Source organism: Vibrio sp. 1874, from assembly GCF_033344395.1.
Lineage (GTDB): Bacteria > Pseudomonadota > Gammaproteobacteria > Enterobacterales > Vibrionaceae > Vibrio > Vibrio alginolyticus.
This window is the reverse complement of sequence record NZ_JAWPOR010000012.1, coordinates 42,853-57,414: the sequence shown is the minus strand read 5'-3', so window position 1 is coordinate 57,414 and position 14,562 is coordinate 42,853. Positions and strand designations below refer to the sequence as shown.

The window sequence follows — 14,562 nt, the reverse complement described above, 5'->3', positions numbered from 1 at the left end:
TTAAACCCAGTTATTGCCAGATGCACATGAATACAAACGACTATACACCAAGCGAACCTGCCACAATTCCAGAGCTCGCTCTCAATGTAATAACTCGTGAAGAGCACAACATTTCGCGTAAGCAGATCAGTGATAATGCGCTGAAGGTACTGTACCGCCTAAATGGTGCTGGTTTCGATGCTTTTCTTGTGGGTGGCGGGGTTCGAGACTTACTGCTTGGACAAAAACCAAAAGATTTTGACATTGCGACCAACGCAACTCCGGAACAGATCAAACAGCTATTTCGTAACTGCCGTTTGATTGGTCGCCGCTTCCGCTTGGCTCATATTATGTTTGGCCGAGACATCATTGAGGTTGCGACATTCCGTGGTCACCACCAAGAGCAAAAGAATAAGAGCATTTCTCAGCAATCAAAAGAGGGTATGCTGCTGCGTGACAACGTCTACGGCACCATCGATGAAGATGCTGAGCGCCGTGATTTCACGATTAACTCGATGTACTACAACATCGCAGATTACTCGATTCACGACTACGCACGTGGTATTGAAGATTTAGAAGATCGCCTAATTCGACTGATTGGTGATCCAGAAACACGCTACCGTGAAGACCCTGTGCGCATGCTGCGTGCGGTTCGTTTCGCGGTAAAACTAGACTTTGATATTGAAGAAGACACCGCAGCGCCAATCGAACACATGGCACCGTTGCTCGGTGACATTCCGTCAGCGCGTCTTTTTGAAGAGTCACTCAAATTATTGCAATCCGGTCATGGCTTAGAAACCTACCACCTACTGCGTGAGTACAACCTATTCCAGCAACTATTCCCGACGATTGCAGCGCACTTTACAGAAGATTACTCCTCTCACACTGAGCAGATGTTGGATCTTGTCCTAGATTCTACCGACATGCGCATCGAAGATGGGAAACGCATCAATCCAGCATTTATGTTTGCTGCAATGCTGTGGTACCCACTGTGTGCGAAAGCCGATGAACTGATGGAAGAGCGCAACTTAGGCCATTACGACGCCATTATGGAAGCGAGCAACATCATTCTTGACGAGCAAGTTCGCACAATTGCCATTCCAAGACGCCACACCGCAACCATTCGCGAGATTTGGCAGTTACAGCTTCGTCTTCCACGACGTAACGGTAAACGCGCATTCCGTCTTATGGAGCTCAATAAATTTAGAGCTGGCTTTGATTTTCTTGAAATGCGCGGTGAAATTGAAGGTGGTGACACTCAGAAGCTTGCCAAGTGGTGGGAAACTTTTCAAAATGCAGGCCGAGAAATGCGTCAAGCAATGGCTGCCGACTTAGACGGTCAATCACCGAAAACAGGCCAGCGCCGCCGTAAAACTTATCGCAAGAAAAAGAGTAAGCCCAAATCATGATTACAGCGTACATTGCGGTAGGCAGTAACTTGGCTGATCCTGTCAGCCAAGCGAAGCAAGCGATTGAAGCATTAAAAACGCTGCCTAAATCAGAGTTTGTTCAAGCTTCTTCGCTATACAGCAGCACGCCAATGGGGCCACAAAACCAACCGGATTACATCAATGCGGTTGTGTCTATTAACACCAGTTTGACGCCTATTGAATTGCTCAATTGCACACAAGCTATAGAGCAAGAACAAGGGCGTGTCCGTAAAGACGAACGCTGGGGACCAAGAACCTTGGACCTCGACATTGTGCTTTATGGCAATGAGGTGATTAATTCCGAGAGGCTGATCGTTCCTCATTATGGAATGAAAGAGCGTGAATTCGTACTCTACCCTCTTGCGGAAATTGCACCAAGTTTACAACTCCCTGATGGGACCGAGGTCTCTAAACTACTGGAACAAGTAGATAGAAACGGCCTCAGTATCTGGCAGTCATAGCCAACTCCTAGTAAGGATAAAACCATGAAAAAAATGACCATCAACGACCTAATCAAGTGGAAGCAAGAAGGTCGTAAATTTGCTACTTCAACCGCTTATGATGCGAGCTTTGCCCAACTGTTTGAAAGCCAAGAAATGCCAGTACTTCTTGTCGGTGATTCTCTAGGTATGGTTTTGCAAGGTCACAACGATACTCTACCAGTAACGGTCGATGATATCGCTTACCATACTCGTTGCGTACGCGCTGGTAGCCCAAATTGTTTGTTGATGGCAGACATGCCATTCATGAGCTACACCACCCCAGAGCAAGCTTGCGAAAATGCGGCTAAACTGATGCGTGCTGGTGCCAATATGGTAAAAATTGAAGGTGGTGACTGGCTTTTCGACACGGTGAAAATGCTCACTGAACGATCAGTTCCAGTTTGTGCTCATCTTGGTTTAACTCCTCAAGCTGTTAATATTTTTGGTGGTTACAAAATCCAAGGTCGCGATCAAGAAAAAGCAGACCGCATGGTAAAAGACGCATTAGCGCTGCAAGAAGCAGGCGCTCAAATCGTCTTACTAGAATGCGTACCAGCTGAGCTTGCTGAACGTATTACGCAAGTGCTTGACGTTCCTGTTATCGGTATTGGTGCAGGTAACGTAACAGATGGTCAAATTCTCGTAATGCATGATATGTTTGGTATTTCTGCCAACTACATGCCGAAATTCTCCAAAAACTTTCTTGCTGAAACAGGTGATATGCGCAAAGCCGTTACTAAATACATTGAAGATGTAGCCAACGGTGTATTCCCAGACGACGCTCATACCATTGCCTAGAGGATAAATGCATGCAAACTTTTGCGGAAATCTCAGCAGTTCGTGAACACCTTAAAACCTTTAAACGTGAAGGTCGTAAAGTGGCGTTTGTCCCTACCATGGGCAACCTTCACGAAGGCCACTTAACTTTAGTGCGTAAAGCACGCGAATACGCTGATATCGTTGTCGTAAGCATCTTTGTTAATCCGATGCAGTTTGATCGTGCAGACGATTTAAATAATTACCCACGCACGCTAGAGGAAGACTTAAGCAAGTTAACCTCTGAAGGGGTCGATGTGGTATTTACGCCAACACCAGAAGTTATCTACCCAGAAGGTCTGGATAAGCAAACCTTCGTCGATGTCCCTGGCCTATCAACAATTCTCGAAGGCGCGTCTCGACCAGGTCATTTCCGTGGCGTGACGACGATTGTGAATAAGCTGTTTAACATCGTACAACCGGATGTCGCGTGCTTCGGCGAGAAGGACTTCCAACAACTTGCTGTTATCCGCAAGATGGTTGATGACCTAGCAATGGACATTGAAATCATCGGTGTACCAACCGTACGTGAAATGGACGGTTTAGCAATGAGTTCACGCAATGGCTTGCTTACGCTGGACGAGCGTCAACGTGCTCCTGTACTTGCTCGTACAATGCGTTGGATCAGTAGTGCCATTCGCGGTGGCCGCGATGACTACGCATCGATCATCGAAGATGCAAGCGACCAACTTCGAGCTGCAGGTCTGCACCCTGATGAGATCTTCATTCGTGATGCTCGTACATTACAAGTGATCACACCAGAAACGACACAAGCTGTCATTCTGATGTCTGCGTTCCTAGGCAAAGCTCGTCTTATCGATAACCAAACGGTAGATATGGTTGTCGAAGCGAAGGAAGAAGCTGAATCTAACAATACAAACTCAGAGAGCGCAGAGTAAGCTCTGAGTCATAAAAGTAAAAAGGTCGACTCTTAGTCGACCTTTTTTATACTCTACGTATAGACGCAATCTAACCCTTCAGGGCGAGTTTTAAACCGCTTGTGCAGCCACATCCACGCTGGAATATCACGTTTTATCATTTTCTCAAGCTCTTGGTTCAAGATGCTTGCCGCTTTAACCGCATTACGTCTCTCGAAACGCTCGCTAATGTCTTTTCCAATGTACAGCGTGTAATGGTGATTTTTACTCACTGTAACGCCAGATATAACCGCGCACTTTGTTGCATCAATGAGAACACTAGACCCGACGGTACTCGCCGCTTGTTCAACAGCAAAAAACGGCGCAAAAACAGAATGGCTAACGCCATAATCATGGTCGGGCAAATACCAAAGTCGATGACCATTCTTCAGAACTTTGAGCATTGATTTCACGTCTTTTCGATCAATCATTTGATGTCCAAAACGAGTTCGACCTCGATGTTGAATAAACTCATAAGCAGGATTCGAATTTGGGCGATAAACGCCATAACCTTGGGCAAACTGGCTAAAAATACGAGCGGTTATCTCCAAGTTTAAATGGTGACTGCACACCACCAACACACCACGTCCATTATTTTCCTCAGCGAGTAAACGATCTTTTCCAACAATAGAGGTTATCCGACGTATCCGCCAATCTGGCCAAAACCAAGCGATACCGGTTTCGATGATCGCCATTCCAGTATATTGAAAGTTTTTTCGTACTACGTCCTTACATTGCCAATCCGTAAAATCAGGGAAACACAGCTGGAGATTACGCAGAGCGATCTTGTGTCGGCGCTTCATTACATGCATCGCAATACAGCCGATGCTTCTACCTAAGATTCGCAATACTACGTATGGCAGTACATTAACAAGAATCGCTAAAGATCCAAATGCCAGCCATACAGACCAATATTTGGGCTTAAGTAACTGATAGGAGAAAGGCGGCGGCGGGACAATATTCATAGGATCACTCATTTATTACAAATGATTGAAACCTACCATGATAAAAACCGAAAAATTGTATGGGTATGTATTGTTATGCACGCGAAAGAGCAGCGTGAATCGCCGCTCTTTGCTTTATGAGAATGGCTTAGCTTCTTAGCCCAATCCCTTTGGTTACTAGATAATGCGCAATGGCATACAGTGCAACAACAAACACTGCAAGTACACTAAATGAAGTGACAATGCCCACATCCGAGACACCTAAAAAGCCGTAGCGGAACGCATTCACCATGTAGACGATTGGGTTGATCTTAGAAACGCCTTGCCAAAATTCAGGCAGCAGACTGATCGAATAAAAGACTCCTCCCAAGTAAGTTAAAGGAGTCAATACAAACGTAGGGATGATCGAAATATCATCAAACGTTTTTGCGTAAACCGCATTGATCAAGCCACCGAGAGCAAATACCACCGACGTCATGAAGACAGTCGCGACAATAATGCCCCAGTGCTCCACTTGCAAATCAACGAACAAAAGTGACACACAAGTAACAATTGCACCGACCAACAAACCTCGAGTCACGCCGCCCATCACATAGCCAGCAATAATCACATAGTTTGGTACCGGTGCCACCAGCAGTTCTTCAATATTCTTCTGTAGCTTTGCACTAAAGAATGACGACGCCACGTTCGAGTATGAGTTAGTGATCACCGACATCATGATCAAACCTGGAACAATGTACTCCATGTAACTAAAGCCGCTCATCTCACCAATTCGAGAGCCAATAAGATTGCCGAAAATGATGAAGTACAACGTCATCGTAATGGCTGGCGGCACTAAGGTTTGCACCCAAATACGTGTAAAACGAGTGACTTCTTTGCTCAGCAAGCTGCGAAATGCCGTCCAATATAAACCGTACATTTAATTACTCCCCTCTCTTACAATGCTGACAAACAACTCTTCAAGTCGGTTGGCTTTGTTACGCATTGAGAGAACTTTAATGCCATGCTCTGTTAACTGACTGAATACCGAATTCAATCCTTGGCTCTTATCTAGTTCTATCTCTAAAGAGCCATCAACAATACTTTGTCGATTAACACCTTCAAGCTCAGGCACCTCGACTTCTGACTCAATATCCAAGATAAATGTCTCGACGCTTAGCTTACCTAGTAACGCCTTCATGGTGGTATTTTCAATCAGCTCACCACGATTAATAATGCCGATATTTCGACACAGCATCTCCGCTTCTTCTAGGTAGTGTGTCGTTAAAATAATCGTAATTCCTTGCTCTTGGTTGATCTCTTTCAGAAACCCCCACATTGAGCGGCGTAGTTCAATATCCACTCCAGCCGTTGGTTCATCTAAAATGAGTAATTGCGGCTCGTGCATCAAAGCTCTTGCGATCATTAAACGACGCTTCATCCCACCGGATAGGTTACGAGCACGCTCTTGGCGTTTTTCCCATAAATCCAATTTTTTCAGGTATTTTTCTGCTCTTTCTTTGGCTAATACTTTAGACACACCGTAATAGCCAGCTTGCTGCATCACAATTTGCTCAACGGTTTCAAACTGGTTGAAGTTGAACTCCTGTGGCACCAAGCCTAAATTCTGCTTGGCCAATTCGAGGTCGGTATCAATGTCATAACCGAAAACTTTCGTCGTTCCGGAGGTTTTATTCACTAAGGAGGAAATGATGCCAATCGTGGTCGATTTTCCTGCACCATTGGGACCCAGAAGCGCGTAGAAGTCACCCTTTTTCACTTGGAGACTTATACCTTTTAACGCCTCAAAGCCACCTGCATACGTCTTGCGCAATTGTTCAATTTCTAATGCGTACATAAGGTCTTGATTGCCGTTTGTTTGTGATTACTAATACCGACTCATATTTAGCAGCGGTTTACTACAAAATCGCCTTGGGTATCGTACTGGAGGTCCATCAGTTTATCGTTGAATAACGATGATTACAAATAAACCTTTCGATAATATTGGAAATATAACCCTTACCTCGTAAAGGTTATCTCTAAGTAAGACAAAATAGAGCATAAAAAAACGCAACAGGAAACTGTTGCGTTTTTAACTGTCAGAATGATTACGCCGTTATGCGCTGATACTGGTCTGCCTCAACATGTGCCACCGCCGCATTCAATGCTTCGTAACGGAATTGGTACATATTTTCATCCGGGACAAGGTCAATCACATGGAATTTCTCTAGCTGTTCTCGTGTTCGCTCATTCGGGCATAATAAATACACGGCACAATTGGCATCGAGAGCATCCTTAATCGCATTCTCTAACGCCAAACCGACGGTTACATCAATCATTGGTACATCCGTAAGATCGAGAATCATCACGTCATAGTCCGAAATACTAGAGTGCTGACGTGAAATGGCTTTAGAAACACTAAAGATCATCGGACCGGAAAGATAAAAGAACAGCACTTTACCATTAGCACGATCCAACAAACCACGCTCGCTGTCAGTCAGCGGCACATCATCTTCATCCGCGTCGCTGATCGCTTTTACTTGTCGCGCCTGCTCTCGGCTCAAACGCTCGATGATGATAATGTTCGAGATAAAGACGCCTAAACCCACCGCAACGATAAGATCAACGAATACTGTAAGCAACATAACGCCATACATCACCGCCATTCCGGAAAAGCTTACCTTATGTGCCCTCTGAATAAAGCTCCAGTCTAGGATGTTAAAGCCAACATACACCGCAATGCCTGCTAACACAGCCATCGGGATTGGCTCTGTTAGCCCACCAGCAACCAGTACAACCAACGCCAACATTAGTGCGCGAATCACACCAGATAATGGCGAACGAGCCCCAACTTGGATATTCGTTACCGTCCCCATGGTAGCTCCCGCCCCCGGCAGCGCACCAAACAAGCCAGAGATCATGTTAGCTAACCCTTGACCTCGCAGCTCTTTATCTGAGTCGTGTTCTTTACGAGTTAATGAGTCACCGATAACCGCCGTTAACAAAGTATCAATACAACCTAACGTGCCGAGCACTAATGCATCAATGACCATCTCGACAAACATATCTGTGTCAATATAAGGGGCGACGAGAGAAGGTAACCCAGCAGGAATTTCACCGATACGACGAATATCTTCTGTATCAAAGAGAATCACAGACAATAAAGTCACCGCGACCAATGCCACGAGCTGTGCAGGAACGTATTTACGATATTGCTTAGGGAAGAAAAAAAGAATCCCCAAAGTCAGTAGTCCCAAAAACAACTCACTGAACTTAAGGTTAGAAATGGTCTCCGGCAAAGCAGATAACGTTCCGAGTACTCCCCCTGAAGGCGCAGCATGCCCCATCAAAGGCGATAACTGCAGAATGATAAGAATCACACCTATGCCAGACATAAACCCAGAAATAACGCTGTAAGGCATCAAGGTAACGTATTTACCCAGTTTTAACGTCCCCAATAGGATTTGGAACGCTCCAGCCATCATGACAACCGTGAAAGTCATAGCCATGCCCGTTTCTGGGTATTTCGCCATCATACTGGTTAATACTGCGGTCATGATTACCGTCATTGGCCCTGTCGGTTCTGATATTAACGTATTAGAACCACCAAATAACGAGGCAAACAAACCGACCATTATTGCCCCCCAAAGGCCGGCCTCAGCACCGGCTCCGGATGCAACACCAAACGCTAACGCCAGAGGGAGAGAGATAATCGCCGTGGTTACCCCGCCAAATACATCCCCTTTGAAATTGATATCTTCAAAACGACTACCGAACACTGCTGATTTTCCCTGCATTCAATTTTAAAAAGTAAAATATCACTACTTTAACGAGCTAGGCGAAAATTTAAACCATAAATAGATTAAGGCTAAATTCACACCACAAATAGTTTCACCAGATTTTACTTTTTTCTTAATGAAAACTAGTCAGATGAGTCCTATCTGACGAATATTTAACGAGATCGAAATTGTAACATTGTGTATAGTTACAACACTGATCGCTTGCATGTGCACACAAACAGCGGCAGCGATTTTGTCTTTTAAGGGAAGTAGTTTGCAAAATGCCGGAAATAAAACAGTTATTTGAAAACAATTCGAAATGGTCTCAAGAGATCAAATCTGATCGACCTGAATACTTCGCAAAACTCGCAGAGGGTCAAAAGCCTGATTTTCTTTGGATTGGCTGCTCTGATAGCCGCGTTCCTGCCGAGCGACTAACCGGACTATACTCAGGTGAACTCTTTGTTCATCGGAATGTTGCAAACCAAGTTATCCATACTGATCTCAACTGTCTATCGGTCGTCCAGTACGCCGTAGACGTGCTTAAGGTGAAACACATCATTGTCTGTGGACACTATGGATGTGGTGGCGTAAACGCAGCCATTGATAACCCTAAGCTAGGTCTTATTAATAATTGGCTGTTACATATCAGAGATATCTATTTCAAACACCGCACTTACCTAGATCAAATGCCGCAACAAGATCGAGCGGATAAACTAGGCGAGCTTAATGTTGCAGAACAAGTGTACAACTTGGGTAACTCAACAATCCTGCAAAACGCTTGGGAGCGTGGGCAAGATGTTGAAATTCATGGTGTGGTATACGGAATTGAAGATGGTCGCTTAGAGTACTTAGGCATTCGTTCTAACTCTAAGGAAACCGTAGAAGCGTCTTACCAGAAAGCTCTTTCGACGATTCTAAATACAGACAACAAGCTGCTTTGTCGCTAAGTCATATCTAAAAGTTGAACAAAAAACGCCCATCTTGATTGGGCGTTTTTTTATTTTTAATGCTGAACTCAATGATTATTCTTGAGGTACAACTTTACCGATGTATGGTAAGTGGCGGTATTTCTGCGCGTAATCAATACCCACCCCAACGACAAATTCATCTGGAATTTCGAAACCAATCCAATCCACAGGAACATTCACTTCACGACGAGATGGCTTATCTAGGAGCGTACAAATAGCGATAGACTTCGGCTCACGTAGCGAAAGAATCTCACGGATTTTATTTAGTGTGTTACCAGTGTCAATGATGTCTTCAACAAGCAGAATGTCTTTACCTTTGATGTCATCATCCAAATCTTTCAAGATACGAACGTCACGTGAGCTTTCCATCGTATTGCCGTAGCTTGACGCAGTCATAAAATCAACTTGGTGAGTCAGTTCGATAGCACGTGCCAAGTCTGCCATAAATACAAATGAGCCTCGCAATAAGCCTACCAACACAAGATCTTCACTACCTTGATAACGCTCTGTAATTTGTTTGCCTAATTCACGAACTCGCTCCTGAACTTCTTGCTCAGAAATCATGACTTCTATTGTATGTTTCATACTGTGCTCAATCTAAATTTGTGGGTTGAGGTAAGTCGCACGCAAACGATCACCTAATCTTACGGCGTGTAGTGTATCACCACGTTCATTGGGTTGAAAGTCGCATCCTGTTGCCAAAAAATCTTGGAAGAAGGTCTTAGTTTTATAAAGTTCATAGCTAAATTTATCAATAATAATGACATTACTGTATATAAATTGTTCTACAGATGTTGACCTTGTGCATATGCACCATTACACTCATCACTGCTTTAAGCAACTATTAAAATAATCAATTAGGGGGTTACCCCCAATATCAACTCAAATGGCAAGGAAAATGGATATGGACTCAATTGCAAAGAGACCTAGAACTAGGCTTTCTCCAATTAAGCGTAAGCAACAGTTAATGGAAATCGCATTGGAAGTATTTGCGCGCCGCGGCATCGGTCGTGGTGGTCACGCAGATATCGCAGAAATTGCTCAAGTTTCTGTGGCGACTGTTTTTAACTACTTCCCTACACGCGAAGACTTGGTGGATGAAGTTCTCAATCACGTCGTACGTCAGTTCTCAAACTTCCTATCTGATAACATAGACCTAGACTTACACGCACGTGAAAACATCGCCAATATTACTAATGCGATGATCGAGCTTGTCAGCCAAGACTGTCACTGGCTAAAAGTATGGTTCGAGTGGAGTGCTTCAACACGTGACGAAGTATGGCCATTGTTTGTTTCAACTAACCGCACTAACCAGCTGCTAGTACAAAACATGTTCATTAAAGCAATTGAACGCGGTGAGGTGTGTGACCAGCACGATTCAGAACACTTGGCAAACCTGTTCCACGGTATTTGTTACTCACTGTTTGTCCAAGCGAACCGCGCTAAAGGTGAAGCGGAACTGAAACATCTAGTGAATTCATACTTAGATATGCTTTGCATTTACAACCGTGAACACTAAAGCTTAACTCGTGATATATGTCAGCCCACCGTTTGGTGGGCTTTTTATTGTCTACTGTCAGATCAGCACACATTTATATTTCTATATAACAAGCATAAAAAAACCGCTGCACTGCAGCGGCTTCTATCATTCAGTCAGAAAAAGCTTACTTCTTCTTAACTGCTTTTTTGTTTGGCAGGTCAGTGATTGAACCTTCAAATACTTCAGCAGCTAGACCTACAGACTCGTGTAGAGTTGGGTGAGCGTGGATAGTCAGAGCGATATCTTCTGCATCACAGCCCATCTCAATTGCAAGGCCGATTTCACCAAGTAGTTCACCACCGTTAGTACCAACGATAGCACCACCGATTACGCGGTGAGTTTCTTTGTCGAAGATTAGCTTAGTCATACCGTCTGCGCAGTCAGATGCGATTGCACGACCTGATGCTGCCCATGGGAATGTTGCTACTTCGTACTTGATGCCTTCTTCTTTCGCTTCTTTTTCAGTCTTACCAACCCAAGCCACTTCTGGCTCAGTGTACGCAATTGAAGGGATAACTTTAGGGTCGAAGTAGTGCTTCTTACCAGAGATAACTTCAGCAGCTACGTGACCTTCATGCACACCTTTGTGAGCAAGCATTGGTTGACCAACGATATCACCGATCGCGAAGATGTGAGGAACGTTAGTACGCATTTGCTTATCAACGTTGATGAAGCCGCGCTCGTCAATTTCTAGACCCGCTTTTTCACCGTCGATTAGCTTACCATTTGGTACACGACCGATAGCAACTAGAACCGCATCGTAACGCTCAGCTTCAGCTGGTGCTTTCTTGCCTTCCATTGAAACGTAGATACCGTCTTCTTTTGCTTCAACTGCTGTTACTTTCGTTTCTAGCATTAGCTTGAACTTGTCTTTGATACGCTTAGTAAATACTTTAACGATATCTTTGTCTGCTGCAGGAATTACCTGGTCAAACATTTCAACAACTTCAACTTTAGAACCTAGAGAGTGGTAAACCGTACCCATTTCTAGACCGATGATACCACCGCCCATGATAAGCAGTTTTTCTGGCACTTCTTTTAGTTCAAGAGCGTCAGTAGAGTCCCAAATACGTGGGTCTTCATGCGGGATAAATGGCAGTTTGATTGGACGAGAACCAGCCGCAACGATTGCGTTGTCAAAGTTAACAACTGTTGGCTCACCTTCGCCTTCTACAAGGATAGAGTTAGGGCCAGTGAACTTACCGTAACCGTTAACTACTGTTACGTTACGCATCTTAGCCATACCGCTTAGGCCGCCAGTTAGTTGGTTAACAACTTTTTCTTTCCAGATGCGGATTTTGCTGATGTCTGTTTGAGGCTCACCGAACACAACGCCGTGGTCAGCCATCGCTTTCGCTTCTTCAATTACTTTAGAAACGTGAAGCAGTGCTTTAGATGGGATACAACCCACGTTCAGACATACACCGCCAAGCGTGCTGTAACGTTCAACTAGTACAGTTTCAAGACCTAAGTCCGCACAACGGAATGCAGCGGAGTAACCAGCAGGACCAGAACCAAGTACAACAACTTGGGCTTTAATTTCTTTGCTCATTTTGACCTCTTGTAGTCATTATCCCTAACAGGCTGAGTGGGTATCGATTTTTTATGTTTAAGAGAGATTTGTTTTAAACAGTTATTTTCAGACCGCTAACAGTTTACAGAGATGTTAATGGTGTGAAAAGTAAATCAATTTAGCCTGTGAGCTAGACAACAATTCGATTGTGAAAACCCTGAACGAAGCAAGGCTGATAACCAAATTGTCGGTAATTATGATTAGCAGAGGCGGCTAAGTTGCCGCCTCTCATTCATCTAATTTCTATTACAGAACTAGACGACGAATGTCAGATAGACATGAGTTTAGGTAAGTGATGAAGCGCGCACCTTCAGCACCATCGATCACACGGTGGTCGTATGATAGAGACAGTGGAAGTTGTAGACGCGGTTCGAACTCTTTACCGTTCCATACCGGTTTCATTTCTGACTTAGACACACCTAGGATACCAACTTCTGGTGCGTTTACGATTGGAGTAAACGCCGTACCGCCGATACCGCCTAGGCTAGAGATAGTGAAACAGCCACCTTGCATGTCAGCCGCAGTTAGCTTACCTGCACGTGCTTTCTTAGAAACCGCCATTAGCTCTTCAGATAGCTCGTAGATGCCTTTCTTGTTCACGTCTTTAAATACAGGAACAACTAGACCGTTTGGTGTATCTACCGCGATACCAACATTCACGTATTTCTTCAGAATTAGGCTCTCACCGTCTTCTGATAGAGAAGAGTTGAACGCTGGGAACGCTTCAAGCGCTTTAGCTACCGCTTTCATGATGAACACAAGTGGTGTGATCTTCATTCCAGTGTCTTTCTTCGCTTCAATCGCGTTTTGCTCTTTACGGAATGCTTCAAGAGCCGTGATGTCTGCGTTATCCCACTGTGTAACGTGCGGGATCATTACCCAGTTACGGTGTAGGTTTGCGCCAGAGATCTTCTTAATGCGAGATAGCGGTTGAACTTCTGTCTCACCAAACTTGCTGAAGTCCACTTTTGGCCATGGTAGTAGACCAAGAGCTGCGCCGTCGCCTTTGCCAGATGCTGCTGCACCTGCGCCAGACTCAAGACGCTTAAGTGCATCTTTCACGTAAGCTTGAACGTCTTCTTTTAGGATACGGCTCTTACGACCAGAACCTTTAACCTTAGAAAGATTAACGCCAAATTCACGCGCTAGACGACGAACAACTGGAGACGCGTGAGCGTACTCATCGTTTTCTTTGAAATCGCCAGTCGCTGCTGGAGCTGCTGCCGCTGGAGCTTCTGCTTTAGGAGCTGGAGCTGCAGGTGCTGCCGCTTGAGCTGGAGCTGCTGCAGGAGCAGGTGCTGCGCCCGCCACTTCGAATACCATGATTAGTGAGCCAGTAGACACTTTGTCGCCAGCTGCAATCTTGATTTCTTTAACTGTGCCAGCGAATGGTGCAGGAACTTCCATAGAAGCTTTGTCACCTTCAACAGTGATTAGAGATTGCTCTTCTTCCACTGTGTCGCCAACCGCAACCATGATCTCAGTAACTTCAACTTCGTCGCCGCCGATATCTGGAACGTTCACTTCTTTTGCCGCAGACGCTGCTGGAGCTGCTGCCGCAGGAGCTTCAGCTGCCGCTGGTGCTGCTGGAGCGCCTGAACCTGCTGTTTCGAATACCATGATAAGTGAGCCAGTCGATACTTTATCGCCTGCTGCAACTTTGATCTCTTTTAGAGTACCTGCGAATGGCGCTGGAACTTCCATAGAAGCTTTGTCGCCTTCAACTGTTAGAAGAGATTGCTCTTCTTCGATGCTGTCGCCAACGGCAACCATGATTTCAGTAACTTCTACTTCATCACCACCGATGTCTGGTACGTGAACTTCTTTTAGTTCTGCCGCTGCTGCTGGAGCTGGAGCTGCTGCTGGAGCTGCTTCTGCCGCAGGAGCAGGTGCAGCGTCAGCTGCACCCTCGGCTTCGAAAATCATGATTAGAGAACCAGTAGAAACCTTGTCGCCTTCTGCAACTTTGATTTCTTTAACGATACCCGCTTGAGAAGCAGGAACTTCCATAGAAGCTTTATCGCCTTCAACTGTGATCAGAGATTGCTCTTCTTCAACCTTGTCGCCAACGCTTACAAGAATCTCAGTAACTTCAACCTCATCCGCACCGATGTCTGGTACATTAATTTCGATTGCCATTTCTTATCTACCT

The 14,562-nt window shown here is 44.9% G+C and carries 13 protein-coding genes; 6 read left to right on the top strand and 7 right to left on the bottom strand.

Annotated elements, in window-relative coordinates:
* The first annotated feature begins 20 nt into the window (after positions 1-20).
* Genes pcnB through panC form a run of 4 tightly spaced genes read left to right on the top strand, consistent with a single transcriptional unit; the run spans position 21 to position 3,606 of the window.
* Positions 21-1,388 (top strand): polynucleotide adenylyltransferase PcnB, encoded by a 1,368-nt coding sequence (gene pcnB / locus R8N46_RS18540; protein ID WP_005386589.1) that lies wholly within the window; start codon positions 21-23, stop codon positions 1,386-1,388.
* Positions 1,385-1,870: a 2-amino-4-hydroxy-6-hydroxymethyldihydropteridine diphosphokinase gene (gene folK, locus R8N46_RS18535; protein ID WP_005380007.1), complete on the top strand. Its 486-nt coding sequence runs from the start codon at positions 1,385-1,387 to the stop codon at positions 1,868-1,870. Before pcnB ends, folK begins: the two co-directional genes overlap by 4 nt.
* 24 nt (positions 1,871-1,894) lie before the next feature.
* Positions 1,895-2,689, top strand: a complete 795-nt coding sequence (panB, locus tag R8N46_RS18530; protein ID WP_115386278.1) for a 3-methyl-2-oxobutanoate hydroxymethyltransferase — start codon at positions 1,895-1,897, stop codon at positions 2,687-2,689.
* An 11-nt stretch (positions 2,690-2,700) separates the two neighbouring features.
* Complete coding sequence (panC, locus tag R8N46_RS18525; protein ID WP_005380005.1) at positions 2,701-3,606, top strand: pantoate--beta-alanine ligase; 906 nt, start codon at positions 2,701-2,703, stop codon at positions 3,604-3,606.
* Between the two features lie 53 nt (positions 3,607-3,659).
* Here the strand turns inward: panC and R8N46_RS18520 are convergent, their stop codons facing one another.
* From R8N46_RS18520 to R8N46_RS18505, 4 genes are all read right to left on the bottom strand, one after another.
* Positions 3,660-4,589, bottom strand: coding sequence for a Kdo(2)-lipid IV(A) acyltransferase (locus R8N46_RS18520; RefSeq protein WP_104975578.1), 930 nt, complete (start codon positions 4,587-4,589; stop codon positions 3,660-3,662).
* Between the two features lie 127 nt (positions 4,590-4,716).
* Positions 4,717-5,487 carry an ABC transporter permease gene (locus R8N46_RS18515; RefSeq protein WP_005386598.1) on the bottom strand — a complete coding sequence of 257 codons (771 nt, stop codon included), beginning with the start codon at positions 5,485-5,487 and terminating at the stop codon, positions 4,717-4,719.
* Positions 5,488-6,405 (bottom strand): ABC transporter ATP-binding protein, encoded by a 918-nt coding sequence (locus R8N46_RS18510; RefSeq protein ID WP_005380000.1) that lies wholly within the window; start codon positions 6,403-6,405, stop codon positions 5,488-5,490. It abuts the gene before it with no gap.
* Between the two features lie 250 nt (positions 6,406-6,655).
* The gene (locus tag R8N46_RS18505; RefSeq protein WP_005379997.1) at positions 6,656-8,326 is read right to left on the bottom strand and encodes a SulP family inorganic anion transporter; all 1,671 of its coding nucleotides are present in this window, start codon (positions 8,324-8,326) and stop codon (positions 6,656-6,658) included.
* A 281-nt stretch (positions 8,327-8,607) separates the two neighbouring features.
* On the opposite strand from R8N46_RS18505, the gene can reads away from it, so the two are divergent.
* Positions 8,608-9,276, top strand: coding sequence for a carbonate dehydratase (gene can, locus R8N46_RS18500; protein ID WP_005379996.1), 669 nt, complete (start codon positions 8,608-8,610; stop codon positions 9,274-9,276).
* Between the two features lie 75 nt (positions 9,277-9,351).
* On the opposite strand, the gene hpt is transcribed toward can, so the two are convergent.
* Positions 9,352-9,882: a hypoxanthine phosphoribosyltransferase gene (hpt, locus tag R8N46_RS18495; RefSeq protein ID WP_005379995.1), complete on the bottom strand. Its 531-nt coding sequence runs from the start codon at positions 9,880-9,882 to the stop codon at positions 9,352-9,354.
* 319 nt (positions 9,883-10,201) lie between these two features.
* On the opposite strand from hpt, the gene opaR reads away from it, so the two are divergent.
* A complete protein-coding gene (opaR, locus tag R8N46_RS18490; RefSeq protein ID WP_005379994.1) occupies positions 10,202-10,816 on the top strand; it encodes a transcriptional regulator OpaR in 615 nt (204 codons plus the stop codon).
* A 145-nt stretch (positions 10,817-10,961) separates the two neighbouring features.
* Here opaR and lpdA read toward each other — a convergent pair whose 3' ends face one another.
* Complete coding sequence (lpdA, locus tag R8N46_RS18485) at positions 10,962-12,389, bottom strand: dihydrolipoyl dehydrogenase (RefSeq protein WP_005379993.1); 1,428 nt, start codon at positions 12,387-12,389, stop codon at positions 10,962-10,964.
* A gap of 267 nt (positions 12,390-12,656) precedes the next feature.
* Complete coding sequence (gene aceF, locus R8N46_RS18480; RefSeq protein WP_005396678.1) at positions 12,657-14,549, bottom strand: pyruvate dehydrogenase complex dihydrolipoyllysine-residue acetyltransferase; 1,893 nt, start codon at positions 14,547-14,549, stop codon at positions 12,657-12,659.
* Positions 14,550-14,562 lie beyond the last annotated feature (13 nt).

Bases quoted from the DNA above. Each gene is read 5' to 3' on its own strand.
- panC (WP_005380005.1), top strand. From the start codon at position 2,701: ATGCAAACTTTTGCGGAAATCTCAGCAGTTCGTGAACACCTTAAAACC.
- aceF (WP_005396678.1), bottom strand. From the start codon at position 14,549: ATGGCAATCGAAATTAATGTACCAGACATCGGTGCGGATGAGGTTGAA.
- hpt (WP_005379995.1), bottom strand. From the start codon at position 9,882: ATGAAACATACAATAGAAGTCATGATTTCTGAGCAAGAAGTTCAGGAG.
- panB (WP_115386278.1), top strand. From the start codon at position 1,895: ATGAAAAAAATGACCATCAACGACCTAATCAAGTGGAAGCAAGAAGGT.
- R8N46_RS18520 (WP_104975578.1), bottom strand. From the start codon at position 4,589: ATGAATATTGTCCCGCCGCCGCCTTTCTCCTATCAGTTACTTAAGCCC.
- pcnB (WP_005386589.1), top strand. From the start codon at position 21: ATGCACATGAATACAAACGACTATACACCAAGCGAACCTGCCACAATT.
- opaR (WP_005379994.1), top strand. From the start codon at position 10,202: ATGGACTCAATTGCAAAGAGACCTAGAACTAGGCTTTCTCCAATTAAG.
- folK (WP_005380007.1), top strand. From the start codon at position 1,385: ATGATTACAGCGTACATTGCGGTAGGCAGTAACTTGGCTGATCCTGTC.
- R8N46_RS18510 (WP_005380000.1), bottom strand. From the start codon at position 6,405: ATGTACGCATTAGAAATTGAACAATTGCGCAAGACGTATGCAGGTGGC.
- R8N46_RS18515 (WP_005386598.1), bottom strand. From the start codon at position 5,487: ATGTACGGTTTATATTGGACGGCATTTCGCAGCTTGCTGAGCAAAGAA.
- lpdA (WP_005379993.1), bottom strand. From the start codon at position 12,389: ATGAGCAAAGAAATTAAAGCCCAAGTTGTTGTACTTGGTTCTGGTCCT.
- can (WP_005379996.1), top strand. From the start codon at position 8,608: ATGCCGGAAATAAAACAGTTATTTGAAAACAATTCGAAATGGTCTCAA.